Source organism: Rhodococcus sp. 114MFTsu3.1, from assembly GCF_000383555.1.
Lineage (GTDB): Bacteria > Actinomycetota > Actinomycetes > Mycobacteriales > Mycobacteriaceae > Rhodococcoides > Rhodococcoides fascians_E.
Window position 1 is genome coordinate 1 of the sequence record NZ_KB911569.1, and the last position, 20,426, is coordinate 20,426.

Sequence of the window (20,426 nt, forward strand, 5' to 3'; positions counted from 1 at the left end):
ACCGACATGTCCATCTACACCGACGAAATCTTCGGACCCGTCCTCTCCGTCGTCCGCGTCGACACCTACGACCAAGCCCTCGAACTGATCAACAACAACCCCTACGGCAACGGCACCGCCATCTTCACCAACGACGGCGGCGCAGCACGACGCTTCCAGAACGAAGTCGAAGTAGGCATGATCGGCATCAACGTCCCCATCCCCGTCCCCATGGCCTACTACAGCTTCGGCGGCTGGAAAAACTCGCTGTTCGGCGACACCCACGCCCACGGCACCGAAGGAATCCACTTCTTCACCCGCGGCAAAGCCGTCACCTCCCGCTGGCTCGACCCCAGCCACGGCGGCATCAACCTCGGATTCCCCGAAAACAACTAGACCCCACGTGAGTGGAAATGTAGGCACTGAGTCAGGAGCGGAGCCCGCGGAGCGACCAGAGAGCACCTACATTTCCACTCACGACGTTTTTCGTATCTGCCGTCGATATAGCAAACTGGTACCAGTGAACGCACAACTACAGCAGCTGAAGTCCCTTGTCCTCGATGCGCGAGGAGCCGTACTGGACAATGCTGTCGCCGAAACCGAAGGTTCCGAATACGGAGCTCATCACCTGACGATCGACGGTCTTTCCGTTCACTTCCGCGTTGCTCGGACCACACCCAAGAAGGTCGGCCAGTTCGTGACGTTCTGGAAGCGCGCGACCGGCGATCAGATCGAGCCCTTCGATGTACGTGACGACTTCGATCGTCTGATCGTTGTCACGTGGACGCCGAAATCGTACGGCTACTTCGAGTTCCCCAAGCACGCACTGTCCGAGCACGGCGTGCTCACGGTGGGGACCACCGAGGGCAAGCGCGGTTTTCGGGTCTACCCCGAATGGGACGAACCGAACAACAGGTCCGGCGTGGCCGCGCAGACCTGGCAGCTCAACTACTTCTCCGACCTGTCCGACCAGATCTGACTGCCCATCGACGGTCCGGTGAGTCGTGCCCGCGTCGCTCACACCGAGACCTAAGGTTGTTCGCGATGAAAACGATTTCGCGAACTGCAGCGGCACTGGCCGCAGCTGCGGTCCTGTTCGTGGCAGCCGGCCCGGCTGCTGCGCAGGAACCCGACCCTCCCGCCGGGACTTCGACCCCGTTCTCGACGCCGAACACCGACGACTGCCCGCAGGCGACGTCGCCACCGCCAGCCATCGATCTGTCCGAGGTGCCGAAGCCCGGGGAGAGCGCGCCCACGCCACTCCCGGTTCCCGCCGACGCCGTGGGCGGTGAGCAACTCGGTTACTGCGGCGTGGTGGTGCCGGACGGTGCACCCGCCCTCCCCGAGGACATCTCTGCGACGGGTTGGGTTCTGTCGGATCTGGACTCGGGTGACGTCATCGCCGCGAAGGATCCGCACGGCCGGTACCGCCCGGCAAGCACGATCAAGATCCTGCTGGCGTTGGTCGCCCTCGACGAGCTCGACCTGAACACCACCGTCGTCGCCACAGCCGAGGACGCGAATGCCGAGGGCAGCGCCGTCGGCATCGGCAAGGGCGGCGTGTACAGCAACTTTCAATTGATGCAGGGCCTGGTGATGGCGTCGGGGAACGACGCTGCGCACGCGTTGGCCTCTCAGATGGGCGGCGACGACGCCACTGTCGCCAAGATGAACGCCAAGGCACGGTCTCTGGGCGCGCTCGACACACGCACGGCGACGCCGTCCGGTCTCGACGGTCCTGGAATGTCCAGTTCTGCATACGATCTCGCGTTGTTCTTCCGTGCGGCGATGGAGAACCCCACGTTCGCTCAGTTGATTTCCACCGAGACCGTTCAGTTTCCGGGCTTCCCCAAGGATCCGAACATCCCCGACGACGTCGACCGTCCAGGATTCACCCTGTCGAACGACAATCAGCTTCTGTACAACTACGACGGCGCCGTGGGCGGCAAAACCGGATACACCGACGACGCACGTCAGACGTTCGTCGGAGGCGCCGACAAGAACGGCAGACGCCTCGCAGTCACCATCATGAAGGGCGACGTGCTGCCGATTCGTCCGTGGGAGCAAGCAGCCAGGCTGCTCGACTACGGCTTCGCGCTACCACCGGGCACGAGTGTGGGAACGCTGGTGCCGCCGGAGTCGGTGGGAGGCGTCACCAGCACACGCACGGCCGCGCCGACTCTGGCATCTCCGCCGGACACTCCGAGCACGGCAGGCGAACGGGAGACGTCCCTCGAGGCGGGTGGTGACACTGCGATACGAATCGGCGTCGCCGTCGTCGGCGGGTTGGTGGTGATCGGGCTCCTGCTGTGGGCTCGGCAACTCCACCGGCGTCGCTGAGGTCAGCGTCTCCGGTTCAAGAACCCGAGCCCGACGGCGGCCAGCGCGCCGGCGCCCACGAGCGCAATTCCGCCGCCGAGGGTCGGGCCCTCGTTGACCTCCACCCGCGTGTTGATGACGGCCGGCTCCGGCGGAGGGACGTAGGCCAGCGCCATGCTTTCTCGGGTCGTCGCCGCAAATGCCGTGGCGAACAGGATGAATCGCGATGTCGTGAACACGAACACGAGGAGACCGATGATGGGGCCGAAGACGACTCCGGCGGGACCGTTGGTGACCGACGCGAGATAGATCGCGGCGATCTGCTTGAAGATCTCGAAGCCGACGGCTGCGATCAAGCCGCCCTTGACCGCGCTGCGGAACGGGACGGGCTCTCTCGGCAGCCTCGAGATGACCCACGTCATCACCGCCCAGGTCGCGGCCAGCGCCAACAGCACCGACACGACTCGTAACAGAATCCCGACGCCGGGAGCCTGGTCGAGATTCGCCAGTTCCAGCAGACTGCGCATGACGGATCCGCCGTTCAACGCCGACAGGCCGAGCGAGAGCGCGAGCGCCAACCCGAGGCCGACGAGTGCCGCGAAATCCTTCAGCTTGGTCGCGAGAAAACTTCCCGGCTCGTGTACGAACTCCCACATCGCCGTCAGCGCCTCGCGCAGATTGGCAATCCACCCAAGACCTGCGTAGAGCGCACCGAGCAGACCGATGATGCCGACGCTCGTTCTGGACTCGACGGCGGTGTCGATCAACGAATTGATGGTCTCGCCGAAGCTTCCCGGAACGTTCTGCGCAATCTGGTCACGGATCTGATCGAGCCACTCCGGCTGACCGACCAGGATGAACCCGGCAGCTGCGAACGCGACCATCAGCAACGGGAACAGCGCGAGGACGCTGAAGTAGGTCATGCCCGCCGCGTAGTAGTCGCCCTTCTGAGCCTGGTATCGAGTTGCTGCGCGGACCGTGTGATCGAACCACGGCCATTTGTCACGACGGTCTTGCAGAGTTGCTGCGAAGTCAGGAACGACAATCACCCTCTTGGAGTCGGGCCCTCGCTGTCAGTCCCCCCAGCCTGTCAGAGAAAGCGTCAGTCAGGAGAGCGGAGCCAAGAACCCCACCCGGTCGTACACCTGCGCCAACGTGCGCGACGCTACTTCCCTGGCCCGATCCGCGCCGTCGGCAAGGATGCGGTCCAATTCGGCAACATCGGACATATACCCGTCGACGCTCGCCTTAAGCGGCGTCACGAACTCGGTCAGCACATCGGCCGTGTCGGATTTGAGGTCGCCGTAGCCTTTTCCCTCGTACCCGGACACGAGGTCCTCGATCGACCGGTCCGAGAGGGCGGACTGGATGACGAGCAGGTTGCTGACGCCCGGCTTGTTCTCGGGATCGAACACAATGTCACGATCGTTGTCCGTGACCGCGGATCGGAGTTTCTTCGCCGTCACCTTGGGGTCGTCGAGAAGGTTCACGATGCCAGCCGGGTTGGATCCGGACTTGCTCATCTTTGAGGTCGGCTCCTGCAGATCGAAGATCTTTGCCGTGCCCTTGATGATGTGCGCGTCGGGCACGACGAACGTCTTCTTGAAGCGAGTGTTGAAACGCTGCGCGAGATCACGGGTCAACTCGAGGTGCTGACGCTGATCCTCGCCGACGGGAACGAGATTGGGGCGATACAGCAGAATGTCGGCAGCCTGGAGAACGGGGTAGGTGAACAGCCCGACAGTGGTCTGGTCACGCCCCTGTTTCGCCGACTTGTCCTTGAACTGCGTCATTCGCCCTGCTTCACCGAATCCGGTGATGCAGTTGAGGACCCACGCGAGCTGCGCGTGTTCGGGAACCTGGCTCTGCACGAACAGAGTGGAGCGCTTCGGGTCGATTCCCACCGCCAGCAGCTGCGCCGCGGCGATGCGAGTGCGGTTGCGCAGCGCCTTGGGGTCCTGGGGAACGGTGATGGCGTGCAGGTCCGGGATGAAGTAGAACGCGTCGTAGTCTTCCTGCAACGCCACCCACTGACGCACCGCACCGAGATAGTTGCCGAGGTGGAACGAATCCCCGGTCGGCTGGATCCCGGACAGAACTCGCTGACGCGGGCCCTGTGGTGCGTCGGTGGGCGAAGGAGAAGACATGCTCGTAATCTTTTCACGCCCGAGCAAGGCGATTCTTCTCAGGTGTTACCGGTACCGGACGGTGACGGGCGCGTGATCGGACCACCGTTGGTCGTAGGCCTCGGCACGTTCGGTGACGGCCTCTTTGGCTCGCTCTGCGAGCGACGCCGTTGCCAGCTGGTAGTCGATACGCCAACCCGCGTCGTTGTCGAACGCCTTCCCCCGGTAGGACCACCAGCTGTACGGTCCTTCGACATCCGGGTGCAGAGCGCGCACGACGTCGGTCCACGGCGGCTTCTCCTTCAGCAGAGCGGAGACCCATGCGCGCTCTTCCGGCAGGAATCCGGAGTTCTTCCGATTGGTCTTCCACGCCTTCAGGTCGGCCTCGGTGTGGGCGATGTTCCAGTCTCCGCACACGACCACGTCTCGATCCGCGGACTTCGCTGCTTTCGCGGATGCGGCGAGGTATTTGGCGAACGCCGCCATGAAGCGTTCCTTCTCCTCTTGGCGTTCGGTACCGACCTCGCCGGACGGCAGGTACAGGCTCGCGACGGACACATCACCGAAATCGGCCTCGATGTAGCGTCCGGAATCGGAGAACTCCTTCGCGCCGATGCCGACCCGGATGGCATCGGGCGCCGTGCGGGACAGGATCGCCACACCGTTGCGCCCCTTCGCCGACGGTTCGGCGGAGGCCAGGTGCCAGCCTGCGTCGAGTGCGGGGGCGAGCGCCTTGGTGAGTTCGCCGTCGTTCGCGCGGGTTTCCTGCAGACAGATCACGTCCGCGTCGGTGGTCTCGAGCCACGGCAACATGCCTTTCCTGGCTGCTGCGCGTACTCCGTTTACGTTGACTGTGGACACGGTGATAGTCACGTAGGGCACCGTAGCCGAGACCACCGACAGACCTGGAATCTATCGGCGTCGACGTTTACGGCCTCCGGGCTTGACACCGGGCCGGGGCTTCGACGGCGCGGCCACCGTGGCGTCGGCCTGCGTCGTCCCGTCGTCCGCGTCGCTGACTGCGGCAGCGAGGGAGTCGATGCGTCGGTAGACCACATGCTGCTGAACATAGGTCCAGAGGTTGTTGCTGACCCAGTAGAGCAGCACGGCAATCGGCAGAAATGGACCGCCGAGCAGTACGCCCGCGGGAAACACCCACAGCGCCAGACGGTTCATCAGCGCCGTCTGCGGATTGGCGCGCGCAGCGTCGTCCTGTCGAGCGATCGACGCACGAGAGTTGAAGTGCGTCGCGATGCCGGCCAGCACCATCAGCGGTACTGCCACCATCGCGATGTCGATCACTGTCGGTACACCGCCGAACGGCGCGAACGCCTCCAGTGTCGCCGCCCCGCTGTTCATCGCGGCGGAGATCGGTGCACCGAAAAGCCGTGCGTCCAGGAATGATTGGACGTCTGTTGCGCTGAAGAAGTAGTTCGCGGTGTTCGCGTTCTCCTCCGGCGACATTCCCAGTTGCCCGATACCGGTGCCGGTTCGGTTGAAGGAGCGGAGCACGTGCAACAGCCCGATGAACACCGGGGCTTGCACCAACACGGGTAGGCAGCCGAGCAGCGGATTGAATCCGTGCGCTTTCTGCAGCTTCTGCATCTCGGCGGCCTGCCGCGCGCGGTCACCGCTGTACTTCTTCTGCAACGCCTTGATCTCCGGTTGCAGTTTCTTCATCGTGAGCTGGGTCCGCACCTGGCTCACGAAGGGTTTGTAGAGCACGAGCCGGAGGGTGAACACCAGGAACATCACGGACAAAGCCCAGGTGATTCCGTTGTCCGGTCCGAGGACCGAGCCGAACACGGTGTGCCAGACCCAGAGGATTCCGGACACGGGGTAGTAGATGAAATCGAGCATGAGAGCACCTCTTCGAGGGAGTCGGTCGATGAACGTCACGACCGATCCCGGCAAGACTCGCCGACGGGAGTGGAGCCTGCGGGAACGGTCAGGTCATCGATCCGGGTGCTCTCGGCATGGGGCGCCCGGGTGCATCAGGGCGGTGTTGGCGACGGAATCGTCCACGCAGACGTCGCTCTTCCGCTGGTGGACCCGGCACCCGGGTTCGGTCCAGTCCGACTGTCGCGTCGACCGCACCGAGAGCGGCGAGTGTTGCCGCAGCGATCCCGAGCAGTAGTCCGCCGACCGTCGACGGGTCGTCGAGGACTGCCAGCAGCAGCAGTACGGTGACGACGAGTGAAACGAAGATTGTGCGCACGAGAACTCCCCGGGTGAACGAACTTCTTTCGGCAGAAAGGGTTCGGGGGCAGAGCCGCGGACGCGAGCGTCGCTCAGTGTGCCCCCACCGGTGCGCCCGGGGCTCTGGGCATGGGGCGGCCCGCTTCGTCGGGCCGTTGCTGACGGCGGAACGACCCGCGGCGCCTGCGTTCTTCTCCCCGTGGTCCGTGTGCGACGCCGAACAGGGCGTCGAGCACGATTCGCCTTGCCGCCGACGACGCGAGCGCCACGGCCACTGCGGTGACGACCAGCCCGAAGGCAACTGTGGTCACGGCGGTGTCGGGAAGGGTGGCGAGCATCAGGAGCAGGACGAGGTATGCCGAGACTGCGCTCAGGTATCGCATTGCCGTCCACCCCTTCCGTTCGCTTCGCCGGTGGCCAGCGTATCGCGTCCATCCGATCACGCGCAGTTCGCGCCTCCGGGACCACGCCCGTCGAGTGCTGCAGCTCGATCCTCGGCAAGGTTCCACTCTGTCCACTTCACCGTTGCCGTGACGTCGGAGAGCACGCAACTGCGATAGGGCTCGGGCAGGCGGTCGAGCTCCGGTGCCGCATCCGCCGAGAGGCTTCGGAGATACCGCGTGTCGATCTTGCCGGTGTCCTCGAACCGCTCGACGCTGTGCCGGGCGACGTACGCGTCCGGATTCAGCGCAGCGAGGGAAAGAACCGCGCCGACGACAGCGACCCCGACAGCTCGCGGCAGCCATTTCCCTGTCATACCGATTCCGGCGACCATGACGAGCACGAACACCGCTCCCAGCAGAACCTCGACGACCGTGACGAACAGACGAAGCGTCGTGTACCCGTATTGACGCTCGTACAGGGACATGCGATGCAAGGCCGAGGCCACCACCACGAGGGCGAGGACGCACAGCAAGCCGAGAACAACCCTCAGATACGTCCGCTGGGTACGAGTACCTCGCGGCGCTGTGCGAACAACGGTGGCCAGTACCAGAAGAGTCAGGGCCGTCACCGCCAGCAACTGCCAGAACCCTTGACGGGCGTACTCGGCGTTGGTGAGGCCGTCCGTCGTGCGCACGTGGCTCTGACCGCCGAACAGTGTTGTCGTCTGAACGGCCACGAACAGGGCGAACACTCCGACGAGAGCCGCGACGGGCACCATCCACTCCCAGAGTGACACCGACGACTTCGACGGCCGCGCGAGCAGATCGAAGTGCGGTCGATTGACCGCCAGATACGCCGCACCCAGTGTCGCTGCGCCGACGAAGGTGAACACGAGGATGCGTGTCACGGTGCCACCGAGATCCCAGTCGGGAGTCGCCGCGTCGACGATCTTCCCGAATGTCGGGTCGGCTGCAGCGAACAGCGCGCCGAACACGATCACCAGCATCACCGTCGATGCGAAGACCGCGGCCAGTCGGCGCGGGTGGGCACGGTCGGTGTCCAGCCGCCGCGCACCGGTGGACGCCCATCTCCACGTGCGGACCGGCAGAAACAGCGGAGCCAAGGCCCCCAGCCCGAGACCTCGCCAGGTCCATGAGCCGGAGAGTACCGCCGCAGCAACGACTATCGACGTCCATATGCACAGTGCCACCAGCCATTCCGCTGCGCGGACGGTCGCGACCGATCCCAGCAGAAGCACTCCGCTCGCGCCGGCGAGCTGCCACGGGGTGGGCCTTTCCCGCAGTGCGAAGGCGACTGCGGCGACGATGACGGCCGTGGTGATGGAGTATCCGACGCCCTGTCCTCCGAGTACCGATGCCCCCACCGCACCTGCGGACATCGCGGCGATCAAAGCCTTTCGCGGCGCCGATGCGTGGCGGAGCACCGGCCACACTCGCGGGGCCCACGGTGACCATCGACGCGATGACCGGTTGCTCGGCGGAAGCACCGGAGCCGGCCCGGTGGAGGTGGACTTCGGTGTAGTGATTGCGTTCATTTCCTCTACCTCACAGTTGTTCTGGGCAGGACTTGGAGCGACGACACGCCTGTGCGTGCGCCGTGAGTGAAAGTGGTTCTCGTGTGGGACCGGGCAGGGTTCAGTTCTGTGGAAGGCACACCCGGATGTGGCACCCGGGTGATCTGTCCAGGACTTCTATCGTCCCGCCGTGCAGTTCGGTCGCCCACCGGGCGATCGCCAGACCGAGTCCGGTTCCGCCGCCTGTGGCACCACCTCTGGTGAACCTGTCGAAGACCGAAAAACGTTCGGAGGGCGAGATTCCCGGACCGTCGTCGGACACCTCGATCCTGACCCCTTCCGGTGCAGGCATCGCGGACACTGTGACGGCCGAGCCCGGAGGGGAATGCTCGACTGCATTGCTCAGCAGGTTCGTCACGATCTGCTGCACTCGTGACCGGTCGGCGGACATCTGCAGCTGGTGCGGCGTCACCACGACGCGCACACGCCCGTACTCCGACGCCACCGCGCCGAGGAAGTCGTGCACACCGAATCGTTCCGGCCGCAGTGGGAGCACTCCCCCTTCGAGCCGGGACAGATCCAGCAACTCGGTCACCAGGTCACCGAGCTTCTCCGTCTGACGCAGCGCGACGTTCAGCGTGGCAGGATCGGGCTCGGTCACGCCGTCGACCATGTTTTCCAGCACCGCACGAAGTGCCGCGATCGGCGTCTTGAGTTCGTGGGAGACGTTTCCGATGAGCTCACGCCGGTACGTGTCGGCTGCTTCGAGATCAGCGGACATCGTATTGAAGGCCTCGGCGAGTTGGCCGACCTCGTCACGCGAGCTCGCGCGCACCCGCGTCGTATAGTCCCCTCGTGCCATTGCGCGGGCCGCGGCCGTCATCTCTCGCAGCGGTGAAGTCATACCGTGCGCCACCAATTGCGTTGCTGCGATGGACACCACGAGCGCGGCCAGCAGCGTGTAGCGGAACTGCCAGCTCGCACCGATCCAGAACGTCACGCTTGCCAACAGCAGAACGATCCCCACGATCAGAGCGACCTTGAGTTTGAACGACGTCAGCGAGTCCAGCGGTCGCGGCAACCGGACAAGCGGGATCGGAGCCCTCATCGTGGAGTCTCCAGCGCGTACCCGACGCCGTGAACGGTCCGGATCAGCGTGCCGCCGAGCTTGCGGCGCAACGCCTTCACATGACTGTCCACGGTCCGACTGCTGGCAGAATCCTCCCAACCCCACAGTTCGGCGAGGAGGGTGTCGCGGGCGACCGCAGCGCCGGGTCGAGCCGACAGGAATGCAAGGATGTCGAATTCGGTTCGGGTGAGGTGAATTTCACCGTCGGGTCCGCTCACGCGTCGCGCATCGTGGTCGATTCGAAACGCGCCGAGCGTCATCGCCGCCGTCGCAGTCGATGCCGCGGCGGTGCGTTCGGCGCGACGAAGGAGTGCGTGCACCCGCGCGACGACCTCGCGCATACTGAACGGCTTGGAGAGATAGTCGTCGGCGCCGACGCCGAGTCCGACGAGCATGTCGGTCTCGTCCGACTTCGCGGTCAGCATCAGCACCGGAATCGGACGGTCCGCCTGGATCCGTCGGCACACCTCCAGGCCGTCGAAGCCCGGCAGCATGACGTCGAGAACTACGACGTCCGGCTTCTCGCGGGCACAGACCTCGACCGCCGACGGTCCGTCGTGCGCCGTCACCACGCCGAAACCTTCGCCGCGGAGTCGTGCGGCCAACGCGTCGGAGATCGTGGGTTCGTCGTCGACGACCAGCACTGTGCGGTTCATGATGTCGACCCTAGAGCCCGAACATGGAGGAGTCCGTCGGGAAATGTGGAGGTTCGGTGAAGATCCGTCGGGCCGCGCGGGCGTCGCGGGACACGGCCTGATTCCGTCACATAAGGGTCGGCTACCCTTACGGATCCGAGCGAGGCCCGACAGAACTCGAGCCACGTCACCCCCTCGAAAGGCACCTTCATGGTCGAATCCACGCGACTGCTTCGGTGGGCCGCCGCCGCGGCAGCTGCCGCACTCCTGCTGTCCGCATGCTCGAGTTCGTCCGACGACACGGCGAGCACTCCCACCAGCGGTTCCGAGTCGAGCGGGGCGTTTCCGGTGACCGTCGACCACGCCTTCGGCGAGACGACGGTGGAATCGGAACCGCAACGCGTTGTCTCCGTCGGTTACACCGAGCAGGACACCCTCCTCGCACTCGGCGTGATCCCCGTCGGCGTCACCGAATGGTACGGCGAGCAGCCGTACGCCACCTGGCCGTGGGCACAGGACGCGCTCGGCGACGCACAACCGGAGGTGCTCGACATCGCCGACGGCTTTCAGTACGAACGGATCGTCGGGCTCGAGCCCGATCTGATCATCGCGACCAACGCGGGTCTGGATCAGGAATCCTACGACCGGCTCAGCGAGATCGCGCCGACCATTGCACACTCCGGCGAGTACTCCGAGTACTTCGAACCGTGGGATGTTCAAGCTCGCAGCATCGGCGCCGCCGTCGGCAAGAAGGACGACGTCGAGAATCTCATCGCGGGCGTCGACGAGAAGTTCGCAGCCGCGAGGGCCGAGCACCCGGAGTTCGAGGGAACCAAGGCGATCTTCCTGCAGAACGCAATCTACGACGGCGACGCCATCGCCTACCAGAACGGCTTGAGCACGGACTTTCTGACCGATCTCGGGTTCGTCGTGCCGTCGGACATCGATGAATTCGCACCCGCGGACGGCAGCGGCCAGGCATACATTCCGCTCGAGAACCTGTCGGTCCTCGATTCGGCCGACGTGCTGCTCTGGGGCACCGAGAAGCCCGAAGATCGCACCGCACTCGAGCAGGAGCGGGTGTATCGGAACCTCGAGCGGGTGAAAGAGAACAAGCTCGTGTTCACCGATGGCGTCACAGCAGGCGCGATCTACTTCACCAGCGTCCTGAGCTTGCCGTACGTGATCGACAAGTTGGTCCCGGCGTTCGCCGGCACGCTCGCCGGGGGCGGCGCAGCCACCACCACGAGTTGACCGACCTCGGCCTGGATCTCTCGGACGCACACCGAGCGGTGCGCACCGAAAGATCCAGGCGAGTCGATCAAGCAGCGCGGGCGTCGGTCCGTTGCTGCATCCACATCGCGATGGACAGGACGACGAGGCCTGCGACGGCAAGGATGGCACCTGCAGCCGCGGGTGCCGTGTACCCGAAGCCGGCGGCGATGACGGCACCACCGAGCGCGGCACCGATTGCATTGGCGAGGTTGAACGCCGCGTGATTGAGCGACGCCGCCAGTGTCTGAGCGTCCTCGGCGACGTCCATCAACCGGGTCTGCAGTCCGGGGATCACCGACGAGCCCGACGCGCCGATCAGGAACACCAGGATCAACGCGCTGATCGGGTTGTGTGCGGCCAGAACGAACGCAGCCAGGAACACAGCCATCGATGCCAGCCCGAAGAACGTTCCCTTCAGCTTGAAGCGGTCCGCGAGCCATCCGCCGAAGTAGTTGCCGGCAACCATGCCGAGGCCGTAGATCATCAGCGCGACCGGCACCAGAGTGCGTGCCAGTCCCGCGACATCGGTCAGCGTCGACGAGATGTAGGTGTACACGGCGAACATGCCACCGAAGCCGACCATGCCGACGAACAGCGTCATCCACACCTGGCTGCGGCGAAGTGCACCGAGCTCGGTGATCGGATTGGTGGTCGGCATGCCGTCGAGACGAGGCATCCACATGATCAAGGCGGTGACGGTGAGTGCACCGATCACCCCGACGACGGCGAACGCACTGCGCCAGCCGAGAAGTTGCCCGAGCCAGGTAGCTGCGGGGACACCGACGACGTTGGCTATCGAGAGCCCCATCATGACCATCGCAACAGCTTTGGCGCGCTTGCCCGGCTCGGCGAGATGCGCCGCGACGAGCGCCGCGATACCGAAGTACGCACCGTGAGGCAAGCCCGCGACGAACCTGGACGCGACCAATTCGTTGAAACTGGGAGCGAACACGGTACCGAGGTTGCCGAGAGTGAACGCCACCATCAGAGCGATCAACAGTGCTCGACGCGGTACACGCGCGGCCAGCGTCGCGATCGCGGGCGCACCGACGACGACGCCGAGGGCGTACGCCGAGATCATGTGACCGGCCGAGGGCTCGGAGATACCCATGCTCGACGCCACGTCGGGAAGCAGACCCATCGACGCGAACTCGGTGGTCCCGATACCGAACCCACCGATCGACAGGGCGAACATCGCGAACCGTCTCCGCGTGGAGTGCGGACGGTTACTGGTACTCAGGCCGCTCGACACCTTCGAACGCACGGCGCCGACATTCCTGGCGAGGGCGGAATCGGTGACAGACACGGCACAACGACCTTTCGGGGTTTCGGGGTTTCGGGATCGATCAAGAAGAAAAAGGACGGACTGGATCGGCAACGTCCCAGGCGTCAATTGTCATCCCCGGCACAAGCGATTTTCGAATCCTCCGGCGGTGATAGTGCTCACGCCGCCGTCCAACGGTCGATCCGCAGGCCCCACTACTACCTTTATAGTGCTCATTCCGCAGGCTCCACTCCCGGCCGTCGGCAGGCGTGTTGTGGCCGGACTGCTTGTTTCCCGAAGTCGATCGCACCGCTAGGATTCACGCCAGGTCATGAGTGCCAGCATCGAGCCCCGGCTTGCTGGCCGGCAACCCTCCAACCGCGGTGGGGTGCCCCGGGTGAGAAGACCTGGTTAGTCGGCTGCGCACACGCGTTGCCGTCGAGCAAGCGCGGGCCCGCCACGGTGATGTCACATGATGTCGGTGGGCCCACTGACCGGGAGTTGTCCGACACGTCGGCGGCCCCAGGAAGAGGTTGATCATGTGTTGTTGTACCGATACGCCCCGCCCCGGCTTTCCGGACGAGAGCCGATTCGAAACCTGATCATCCTTCGAAGACGGAGTTATCACTCACATGACCGACAACACCCCTGACGTCGTGGACGCAACCGGCGCCCTCATCGAAGACCCCACTGCTTCGTGGGCTTTCGAGACCAAGCAGATTCACACGGGTCAGACTCCGGACGGCGCGACCAACGCGCGCGCTCTGCCCATCTACCAGACCACGTCGTACACGTTCGACAACACCGATCACGCCGCCGCACTGTTCGGGCTGGCAGAACCGGGCAACATCTACACCCGCATCATCAACCCCACCCAGGACGTGGTCGAGCAGCGCATCGCTGCTCTCGAGGGCGGCGTCGCCGCGCTGCTCCTGGCGTCCGGGCAGGCCGCCGAGACGTTCGCGATCCTCAACCTCGCGGAAGCGGGCGATCACATCGTCTCCAGCCCTCGTCTGTACGGCGGAACGTACAACCTGTTTCACTACACGCTTCCGAAGTTCGGTGTGCAGGTCACGTTCGTCGAGGATCCGGACGATCTCGAGCAGTGGCGCGCAGCCATCACCCCGAACACCAAAGCGTTCTACGGCGAGACCATCTCCAATCCGAAGAACGACATTCTCGACATCCCCGGTATCTCCGCCGTGGCGCACGAGAACGGGATTCCGCTCATCGTCGACAACACCGTCGCGACTCCGTATCTCATCCAGCCGCTGAAGCACGGCGCGGACATCGTCGTGCATTCGGCGACGAAGTACCTCGGTGGGCACGGCACCGCCATCGCCGGCGTCATCGTCGACGGTGGCACCTTCGATTGGACGCAGGGGCGCCACACCAACTTCACGACGGCCGATCCCAGCTATCACGGCGTCGTGTTCGCGGACCTCGGTGCTCCGGCGTTCGCGCTCAAGGCCCGCGTCCAGTTGCTGCGTGATGTCGGCGCGGCCGTGTCTCCGTTCAACGCGTTCCTCATCAGCCAGGGGCTCGAGACATTGAGTCTGCGCATCGAACGTCACGTCGAGAACGCACAGAAGGTGGCGGCGTTCCTCGAGGCGCGGGACGAGGTGGAGTCCATCAACTACGCGGGTCTGAAGTCCTCGCCGTGGTACGGCCGCGGCCAGGAACTTGCACCGAAGGGCCAGGGCGCCATCATCGCGTTCGAGCTGAAGGGCGGCGTCGACGCCGGCAAGAAGTTCGTCAACGCGCTGAGCCTTCACAGCCATGTGGCTAACATCGGTGATGTGCGTTCACTCGTCATTCACCCCGCCTCGACCACACATTCGCAGTTGACGCCGGAGGAGCAGCTGGCCTCGGGCGTCACTCCGGGCCTGGTCAGGCTCGCTGTGGGTATCGAAGGGATCGACGATATTCTCGCCGATCTCGAAACCGGATTCGCAGCGGCGGCGTCTTGACCATCGGCTCTGTGCACGACGTCCGTCCGGCTGCGGGATTCCCGCCGCCGGACGGACGGCTCGGCAGTATCGACATCGGCCGGCTCGACCTCGAGAGCGGTGCCTCGCTACCCCAGGTGACCGTTGCGGTGCAGCGCTGGGGAGAGCTCGCACCCGGACGTGACAACGTGGTTCTCGTCGAGCACGCCCTCACCGGCGATTCGCACGTCAGCGGACCCGCCGACGCGGATCACGCGTTGCCCGGCTGGTGGAACGGGATGGTCGGACCCGGCGCACCGATAGACACCGACGAGTGGTGCGTCGTCGCATCGAACGTCCTCGGTGGCTGCGGTGGAACGACGGGTCCCAGCTCGCTCGCCGAGGACGGTAAGCCGTACGGCAGCCGATTCCCCGGCATCTCCATTCGCGACCAGGTTGCGGCCGAGGTCGCGCTCGCGGACGCGCTCGGCATCCACCGCTTCGCTGCTGTTGTCGGCGGTTCCATGGGCGGCATGCGCACACTGGAGTGGATCGTCGGCCATCCCGAGCGTGTCGGCGCCGCTCTCGTACTCGCCGTCGGCGCCCGCGCCACTGCGGACCAGATCGGTACGCAGACCACTCAGATCGAAGCGATCGCGTCGGATCCGGACTGGCAGGGCGGTGATTACCACGGCACGGCTCGATCCCCTCGCGCTGGACTGAAGATCGCTCGTCGCATCGCGCACCTGACCTATCGCACCGAGAGCGAGCTCGACCTCCGGTTCGAGAACAACCCCCAGGGCGACGAGAACCCGTGGAACGGTGGCCGATACGCCGTCGACAGCTACCTTCAGCACCAGGCCAACAAGTTGGCCGACAGGTTCGACGCAAGCACGTACGTATTACTGAGCGAGGCGATGAACCGGCACGACATCGGTCGGGGACGCGGTGGCGTCGACGAAGCCCTGGCGCGCGCGACGGTGCCGACCATCGTCGGCGGTGTGGATTCCGACCGGTTGTATCCGCTGCGTCAGCAGAAGGAGATCGCGCGCGGTCTACCCGAGTGCCGTGGACTCGAAGTCATTCAGTCCAGAGACGGTCACGACGGCTTTCTCACCGAAGCCGGGTCCGTCGCGAAGCTGCTCGGCGAGACGATGCAGCACGCACGCGCTGCTCGCCACGTCTGAACTCAGGAGTCGACCGACTCGGTGCGGCGCTCAGTCCGTACCGAGTGGGTCGATCGAGGACGACAGAAAGACGATGGCGCCGCCCACCAGCGCGAGGGCGGACACGTCGAAGCCACGGCTTCGTACCGCGAGCAGCCCCACGCGGTTTTCGGGAACACACAGCCGGAAACCCGCCGCGAGAAGAGTGGCCACGCCCAGCACGAACGATCCGCGGCGCCACCGGTCCGCGAGCACGAGCACGAGCGCGGCCGCGAGGACGACCATCACGGCCAGTAGTGGCAGGTTCTTGCGGATCTGAGCGCCCATGCGACGTCAGACCGTCGCCGGGAGGTCTCGCTCGGCACGTTCGACGACGTTGGACAGCAGGAAGGCGCGAGTGAGCGGTCCCACGCCCCCGGGATTGGGTGAGACGAATCCCGCGACGTCCGCGACGCCTGCAGCGACGTCGCCGCGCAGACCATCCTCGGTCCTGCTGACGCCGACGTCGAGGACCGCAGCACCCGGCTTGACCATGTCGGCGGTGATGATGCCCGGCACACCGGCGGCCGCGATGACGATGTCGGCGCGAGACACCTCGGCCGCAAGATCACGAGTTCCGGTGTGGCACAGCGTCACTGTCGCGTTCTCCGACCTGCGAGTCAGCAGGAGTCCGATCGGGCGGCCCACCGTCACACCGCGACCGACGACGACGGCGTGAGCGCCGTCGATCCGTACGTCGTACCGACGCAGCAGATGCACGATTCCGCGCGGTGTGCACGGCAGCGCAGCGTCCTTGCCCAGCACCAGACGCCCGAGGTTGATCGGGTGCAGGCCGTCGGCATCCTTGTCCGGGTCGATGCGTTCGAGCGCCGCGTTCTCGTCGAGATGCTTCGGCAACGGAAGTTGGACTATGTATCCGGTGCACGCCGGATTGGCATTGAGTTCGTCGATGACGGCTTCGAGATCCGCCTGGGTGATGTCGGCGGGGAGATCGCGTCGAATCGATGTGATCCCGACCTTCGCGCAGTCGTTGTGCTTGCCCCGCACGTAGGCGGCCGAACCCGGGTCGTCGCCGACGAGAACCGTCGCGAGGCCGGGAACGATACCGTTCTCCCGCAGGGTCCGAACCCGCTCGGTGAGATCGACGAAAATCTCGTCGCGGGTCGTCTTGCCGTCCAGAATCGTTGCAGTCACGACCCACATTGTTCCAGGTCTGTCACCGGCCGATTTCTCACCCCTCGACAGCGAGTCCCTGCGCTTGCGCGTAGGCCACCGCCTGGGTGAGCTCGATCTTCGTGCCGACGAGCGAGGTCCCCACCCAGAGCGCTCCGTCTACCCTCGACCCGCGCAGATCCGCGGCGTCGAGTTTGGCGCCGGTGACTCGCGCGCCGGAGAGGTCGACCGACACTAGCGTCGCCTTGCGCAGGTCGGTGTTCACGAGGTTGGCCTCGACGAATCGACATCCCGTCAGGTCCACTCCACGCAGGTCGGCGCCGCCCATCCCTGCCAGAGTGAAGTCGACCTCGTCGAACGTCGCGGGCCGCAGCCTGCAGTCCACGAATGTCGAACCCATGAACGTCGAATTGCGAAAAGTGGAGTGCAGCAAATTGGTTCGAGTGAAAGTACAGGACCGGAAGGCCGCGTCGCGGTGGACCGATTCGGTCAGATCGGCGCCGGTGAAGTCGCACTCGGTGAACACCACGGACGTCGTCTCCAGGCCGCTGAGGTCCGCATCCCGGAAGGTGCAGGCCACGTAACTTCGGCCGTTCCACCGTTGCCGATCGAGTCTGCTGTCGGAGTAGTCCTCGCCGATGATCTGTCCCTCGTCCACCTGCACCATCCTTCCCCGACGCGTGGTGGCAGAGTGAGCCGGGTGTTTCGACTCATGTTTTTCGAGCCCCGGATTCCTCAGAACACCGGCAACGCAATTCGCCTCGTCGCAGGCACGGGGTGCGAACTCCACCTCGTCGGCCCGCTGGGCTTCGACATGTCCGAGCCCAAACTCAAACGAGCGGGACTCGACTACCACGACCTCGCATCGGTGACCGTGCACGAGAACCTCGCCGCAGCGTGGGAAGCACTGAAGCCCGATCGCGTCTTCGCGTACACCGCTCACTCGACGCGATTCCACACGTCCGTCGACTACCTCCCGGGCGACGTTCTCCTCTTCGGCCCCGAGCCGACCGGGCTCCCCGACGACGTCCTGGGCGACGATCGCGTCACCGACCGGTTGCGCATCCCCATGATCCCAGGGCGGCGATCGCTGAATCTCGCGAACTCGGCCGCCGTCGTGATGTACGAGGCCTGGCGTCAACACGGATTCGACGGGGCGGTGTGAGTCCGGCTCGACTCACTCCGGTCCGGTACTGCTGCACCGCAGACCGACAGGGATTCATTCCCGAGGCGCGGCGTTGCCTTCGCTCTCGTCGGTCCCCACGCCGTCGGTCCCGACGGCATCCGTGTCGTCGCTGTTGTCTTTCTCGACTGTCCGGCGCGGCCGGACTGCACGCACCGTCCGCACCACCGCGTAGACGACACCTGCTCCCACCACCAGCGCACCCAGCCACGGAATCGCACGCCCCACGGCAACGATCCCGTCTCCGATCGCGTCGAGCAACGAGTTCCACCCGGAGACCAGGCCGTCGAGGAAGTTGTCCGGTCCGGGCGACGGCGTGACGTCGTCGGTGCTGAATTGCACTGTGATGGTGGACAGTTCCACTTGATCGCCGAGGTAGCTGCGTTGCGAGACCAACCCGTCGAGCTCGCCTTGCCTGCTCGACAGCGCCGATTCCGCTTCGATCAGGTCGGCCGTGTTGGTCGCACCGGCGATGAGCGCCCGCAACCGATCGACCGACGCCTGAAGAGCCGCGATCCTGGCGTCGAGGTCCTGGTACTGCATGGTGACGTCGTCACGAGTGATGCTGACGCTGGTGACCTTGCCGAGGGCAGAGATCCTGTCGACGGTCACGGTCAGCTCGTCCGCGGGGATCCTGGCGGTGATGGAACTACTGGCCGTCGAGTTCTCCGTCGCTGGATTCTCGGTTCGGTTGTCGATGCGGCCTCCGGCGCTCTCCACCGCGCCGACCGCCTCGCGTGCAGCGTCGACGGGATCGTCGGCGGTGACGTAGATCTGGCCCGTGACAACCTCTTTGCGTTCGACGGGCGAGGGCGCCTGCTCTCGCACCGCTCCGCCGGAGTCCGGCGCGAGCGCGACACCGGGCGAGGTGAACGACGAATCCGCCGCCGGCGGACCCGCTGGACCGTCGGACGACCCGCTGCATCCGGCGAGAACCACCAGCGCTCCGGCAAGAACGACGACAAGACTGCGCTTCATCTTCGAAGATGCTAGAGCACCATCGACATGCGGAAGACGGCCACGACATCGACGGTGACGAATCGTTACATCCATTGGGAACATTCACTGATGACCTGACGCCCGAACCGGGGTACGGTGTGCCGCATCGACCCATTTGCAAGATTCCGTGAAGGAGCCCCCCTGTTGTTCGCTGTTCCGTCTTTCTCTCTGCTCCGCCGCTCGCCCCAGGATGGCTCCTCCTTCCGCTCCAGTAGTCGAATGTCCCGTGCTGCAGCAGCTTTCGCTGTCGGTGGCGGCATCGTCGCTGCTGGTTTCGCCGGCGCCGGCGTGGCCTCCGCGGCACCGGTGACGTGCGTGTCCCCTCCGTCCGCGAACGACATCCAGGTCGACGGTTACGCCAGCTGCGGCGCCACCGCTCAGGACGCGTCACGCGCTACCGCAACCGCAACCGACAGCGGCACCGCCGTCAGCGTCGCCGAGGGCGCGGGCAGCACCTCCACGTTGGCAACCGGCTACGGCACGGCACTCGGGGCCTCGCGCGCCGGAGGCACCGCGTACGCCGGAGCCATCGGCGGCGGAATCGCGCATTCCTGGGCGGACAACGGCGGAACCACCATCGCCATCGCGGGTTGGGGTTCGGGAGCAACCGCCGAAGCCGCAGGCGTCGATTGCGTCGGCCAGTGGTCGCTCGCCCTCAACCTGTCCTCGGGCCAGTTCTGCGCGTTGGGCAACTGACGCTCACCGACACAGTCGTCGTGAAATCCCGCCACCGTCGTCGGTGGCGGGATTTTTCGTCGAGATACACGACTCCGCCGCAACGAACTACGACCAAAGGTAGTACCCGAGCCGTTGCGGGTTTACGATGACTCCACTCGCATCTTCAGGAGGACTGTGTGACTGCCCTAGCGCCTAGGCCCACTCCCGCTGTGACGGCGGCTCGGCCTTTTCCGCCGCGGATGGGACCTAAGGGTTCGTTCGTTCACAAGGCGATTACTACCACTGATCCCAAGGTGTTGGGGATCATGTACATCGCGACGTCGATTGCGTTCTTCCTCGTCGGTGGGTTGATGGCGTTGCTGATGCGCGCCGAGTTGGCTGTGCCGGGGATGCAGTTTCTGTCCAACGAGCAGTACAACCAGTTGTTCACCATGCACGGCACGATCATGTTGCTG

Annotated in this window: 23 protein-coding genes and 1 riboswitch; of the genes, 9 read left to right on the forward strand and 14 right to left on the reverse strand. The window is 65.1% G+C overall.

Translation table 11 applies throughout. From position 1 onward, the window contains the following. The 3 genes from H292_RS27620 to H292_RS0126415 all read left to right on the forward strand — a co-directional run. Positions 1 to 375: aldehyde dehydrogenase family protein (locus H292_RS27620; protein WP_020111570.1), on the forward strand; the 375-nt coding region annotated here is incomplete at its 5' end. Between the two features lie 124 nt (positions 376 to 499). Next, complete coding sequence (locus H292_RS0126410; RefSeq protein ID WP_019667975.1) at positions 500 to 958, forward strand: MepB family protein; 459 nt, start codon at positions 500 to 502, stop codon at positions 956 to 958. 65 nt (positions 959 to 1,023) lie between these two features. Beyond that, positions 1,024 to 2,319 (forward strand): D-alanyl-D-alanine carboxypeptidase family protein, encoded by a 1,296-nt coding sequence (locus H292_RS0126415; protein ID WP_019667976.1) that lies wholly within the window; start codon positions 1,024 to 1,026, stop codon positions 2,317 to 2,319. A 2-nt stretch (positions 2,320 to 2,321) separates the two neighbouring features. Here the strand turns inward: H292_RS0126415 and yhjD are convergent, their stop codons facing one another. The 9 genes from yhjD to H292_RS0126460 all read right to left on the reverse strand — a co-directional run bounded on the left by yhjD (position 2,322) and on the right by H292_RS0126460 (position 10,326). Continuing rightward, on the reverse strand, positions 2,322 to 3,347 hold the full coding sequence (gene yhjD / locus H292_RS0126420) for an inner membrane protein YhjD (RefSeq protein ID WP_019667977.1): 1,026 nt from the start codon (positions 3,345 to 3,347) through the stop codon (positions 2,322 to 2,324). A gap of 57 nt (positions 3,348 to 3,404) precedes the next feature. After that, the gene (trpS, locus tag H292_RS0126425) at positions 3,405 to 4,445 is read right to left on the reverse strand and encodes a tryptophan--tRNA ligase (protein ID WP_019667978.1); all 1,041 of its coding nucleotides are present in this window, start codon (positions 4,443 to 4,445) and stop codon (positions 3,405 to 3,407) included. A gap of 45 nt (positions 4,446 to 4,490) precedes the next feature. Next, positions 4,491 to 5,297, reverse strand: coding sequence for an exodeoxyribonuclease III (locus H292_RS0126430; RefSeq protein ID WP_081631915.1), 807 nt, complete (start codon positions 5,295 to 5,297; stop codon positions 4,491 to 4,493). 39 nt (positions 5,298 to 5,336) lie between these two features. Continuing rightward, positions 5,337 to 6,284 carry a membrane protein insertase YidC gene (gene yidC / locus H292_RS0126435; protein ID WP_027499115.1) on the reverse strand — a complete coding sequence of 316 codons (948 nt, stop codon included), beginning with the start codon at positions 6,282 to 6,284 and terminating at the stop codon, positions 5,337 to 5,339. 88 nt (positions 6,285 to 6,372) lie between these two features. Beyond that, the gene (locus tag H292_RS0126440) at positions 6,373 to 6,642 is read right to left on the reverse strand and encodes a DUF6412 domain-containing protein (RefSeq protein ID WP_020113406.1); all 270 of its coding nucleotides are present in this window, start codon (positions 6,640 to 6,642) and stop codon (positions 6,373 to 6,375) included. Between the two features lie 73 nt (positions 6,643 to 6,715). Beyond that, the gene (locus tag H292_RS0126445) at positions 6,716 to 7,006 is read right to left on the reverse strand and encodes a DUF6412 domain-containing protein (protein WP_230594203.1); all 291 of its coding nucleotides are present in this window, start codon (positions 7,004 to 7,006) and stop codon (positions 6,716 to 6,718) included. Between the two features lie 56 nt (positions 7,007 to 7,062). After that, on the reverse strand, positions 7,063 to 8,562 hold the full coding sequence (locus H292_RS0126450; RefSeq protein WP_231383936.1) for a DUF4153 domain-containing protein: 1,500 nt from the start codon (positions 8,560 to 8,562) through the stop codon (positions 7,063 to 7,065). A gap of 100 nt (positions 8,563 to 8,662) precedes the next feature. Beyond that, on the reverse strand, positions 8,663 to 9,649 hold the full coding sequence (locus tag H292_RS0126455) for a sensor histidine kinase (protein WP_027499116.1): 987 nt from the start codon (positions 9,647 to 9,649) through the stop codon (positions 8,663 to 8,665). Beyond that, a complete protein-coding gene (locus H292_RS0126460; RefSeq protein WP_020113409.1) occupies positions 9,646 to 10,326 on the reverse strand; it encodes a response regulator transcription factor in 681 nt (226 codons plus the stop codon). The genes H292_RS0126455 and H292_RS0126460 overlap by 4 nt, the downstream gene beginning before the upstream one ends. Positions 10,327 to 10,515: 189 nt before the next feature. On the opposite strand from H292_RS0126460, the gene H292_RS0126465 reads away from it, so the two are divergent. Beyond that, on the forward strand, positions 10,516 to 11,559 hold the full coding sequence (locus H292_RS0126465; protein WP_020113410.1) for an iron-siderophore ABC transporter substrate-binding protein: 1,044 nt from the start codon (positions 10,516 to 10,518) through the stop codon (positions 11,557 to 11,559). A gap of 67 nt (positions 11,560 to 11,626) precedes the next feature. Here H292_RS0126465 and H292_RS0126470 read toward each other — a convergent pair whose 3' ends face one another. Continuing rightward, the gene (locus H292_RS0126470) at positions 11,627 to 12,775 is read right to left on the reverse strand and encodes an MFS transporter (protein ID WP_037189163.1); all 1,149 of its coding nucleotides are present in this window, start codon (positions 12,773 to 12,775) and stop codon (positions 11,627 to 11,629) included. 396 nt (positions 12,776 to 13,171) lie between these two features. Beyond that, positions 13,172 to 13,299: riboswitch (SAM riboswitch) on the forward strand. 177 nt (positions 13,300 to 13,476) lie between these two features. Here H292_RS0126470 and H292_RS0126475 point away from each other — a divergent pair. Then, on the forward strand, positions 13,477 to 14,814 hold the full coding sequence (locus H292_RS0126475; RefSeq protein WP_020113412.1) for a bifunctional o-acetylhomoserine/o-acetylserine sulfhydrylase: 1,338 nt from the start codon (positions 13,477 to 13,479) through the stop codon (positions 14,812 to 14,814). Further along, on the forward strand, positions 14,811 to 15,959 hold the full coding sequence (metX, locus tag H292_RS0126480) for a homoserine O-acetyltransferase MetX (RefSeq protein ID WP_020113413.1): 1,149 nt from the start codon (positions 14,811 to 14,813) through the stop codon (positions 15,957 to 15,959). The genes H292_RS0126475 and metX overlap by 4 nt, the downstream gene beginning before the upstream one ends. Positions 15,960 to 15,989: 30 nt before the next feature. Here metX and H292_RS0126485 read toward each other — a convergent pair whose 3' ends face one another. Genes H292_RS0126485 through H292_RS0126495 form a run of 3 tightly spaced genes read right to left on the reverse strand, consistent with a single transcriptional unit; the run spans position 15,990 to position 17,778 of the window. After that, the gene (locus H292_RS0126485; protein WP_019667990.1) at positions 15,990 to 16,265 is read right to left on the reverse strand and encodes a DUF3017 domain-containing protein; all 276 of its coding nucleotides are present in this window, start codon (positions 16,263 to 16,265) and stop codon (positions 15,990 to 15,992) included. Between the two features lie 6 nt (positions 16,266 to 16,271). Then, positions 16,272 to 17,132: a bifunctional methylenetetrahydrofolate dehydrogenase/methenyltetrahydrofolate cyclohydrolase gene (locus H292_RS0126490; RefSeq protein ID WP_179275219.1), complete on the reverse strand. Its 861-nt coding sequence runs from the start codon at positions 17,130 to 17,132 to the stop codon at positions 16,272 to 16,274. Positions 17,133 to 17,169: 37 nt separating this feature from the next. After that, positions 17,170 to 17,778, reverse strand: a complete 609-nt coding sequence (locus H292_RS0126495) for a pentapeptide repeat-containing protein (protein WP_020113414.1) — start codon at positions 17,776 to 17,778, stop codon at positions 17,170 to 17,172. A gap of 33 nt (positions 17,779 to 17,811) precedes the next feature. Here H292_RS0126495 and H292_RS0126500 point away from each other — a divergent pair, with 33 nt between their 5' ends. Next, on the forward strand, positions 17,812 to 18,276 hold the full coding sequence (locus H292_RS0126500) for a tRNA (cytidine(34)-2'-O)-methyltransferase (RefSeq protein WP_026348292.1): 465 nt from the start codon (positions 17,812 to 17,814) through the stop codon (positions 18,274 to 18,276). Between the two features lie 54 nt (positions 18,277 to 18,330). Here the strand turns inward: H292_RS0126500 and H292_RS0126505 are convergent, their stop codons facing one another. After that, positions 18,331 to 19,272, reverse strand: a complete 942-nt coding sequence (locus H292_RS0126505; protein WP_020113415.1) for a DUF4349 domain-containing protein — start codon at positions 19,270 to 19,272, stop codon at positions 18,331 to 18,333. Between the two features lie 240 nt (positions 19,273 to 19,512). Between H292_RS0126505 and H292_RS0126510 the strand changes: the two genes are divergently transcribed. Both H292_RS0126510 and H292_RS27625 read left to right on the forward strand, forming a co-directional pair. Then, positions 19,513 to 19,989 (forward strand): DUF6764 family protein, encoded by a 477-nt coding sequence (locus H292_RS0126510; protein WP_019667995.1) that lies wholly within the window; start codon positions 19,513 to 19,515, stop codon positions 19,987 to 19,989. A 158-nt stretch (positions 19,990 to 20,147) separates the two neighbouring features. Continuing rightward, on the forward strand, positions 20,148 to 20,426 hold a 279-nt coding region (locus tag H292_RS27625), incomplete at its 3' end, for a cbb3-type cytochrome c oxidase subunit I (protein WP_196806204.1).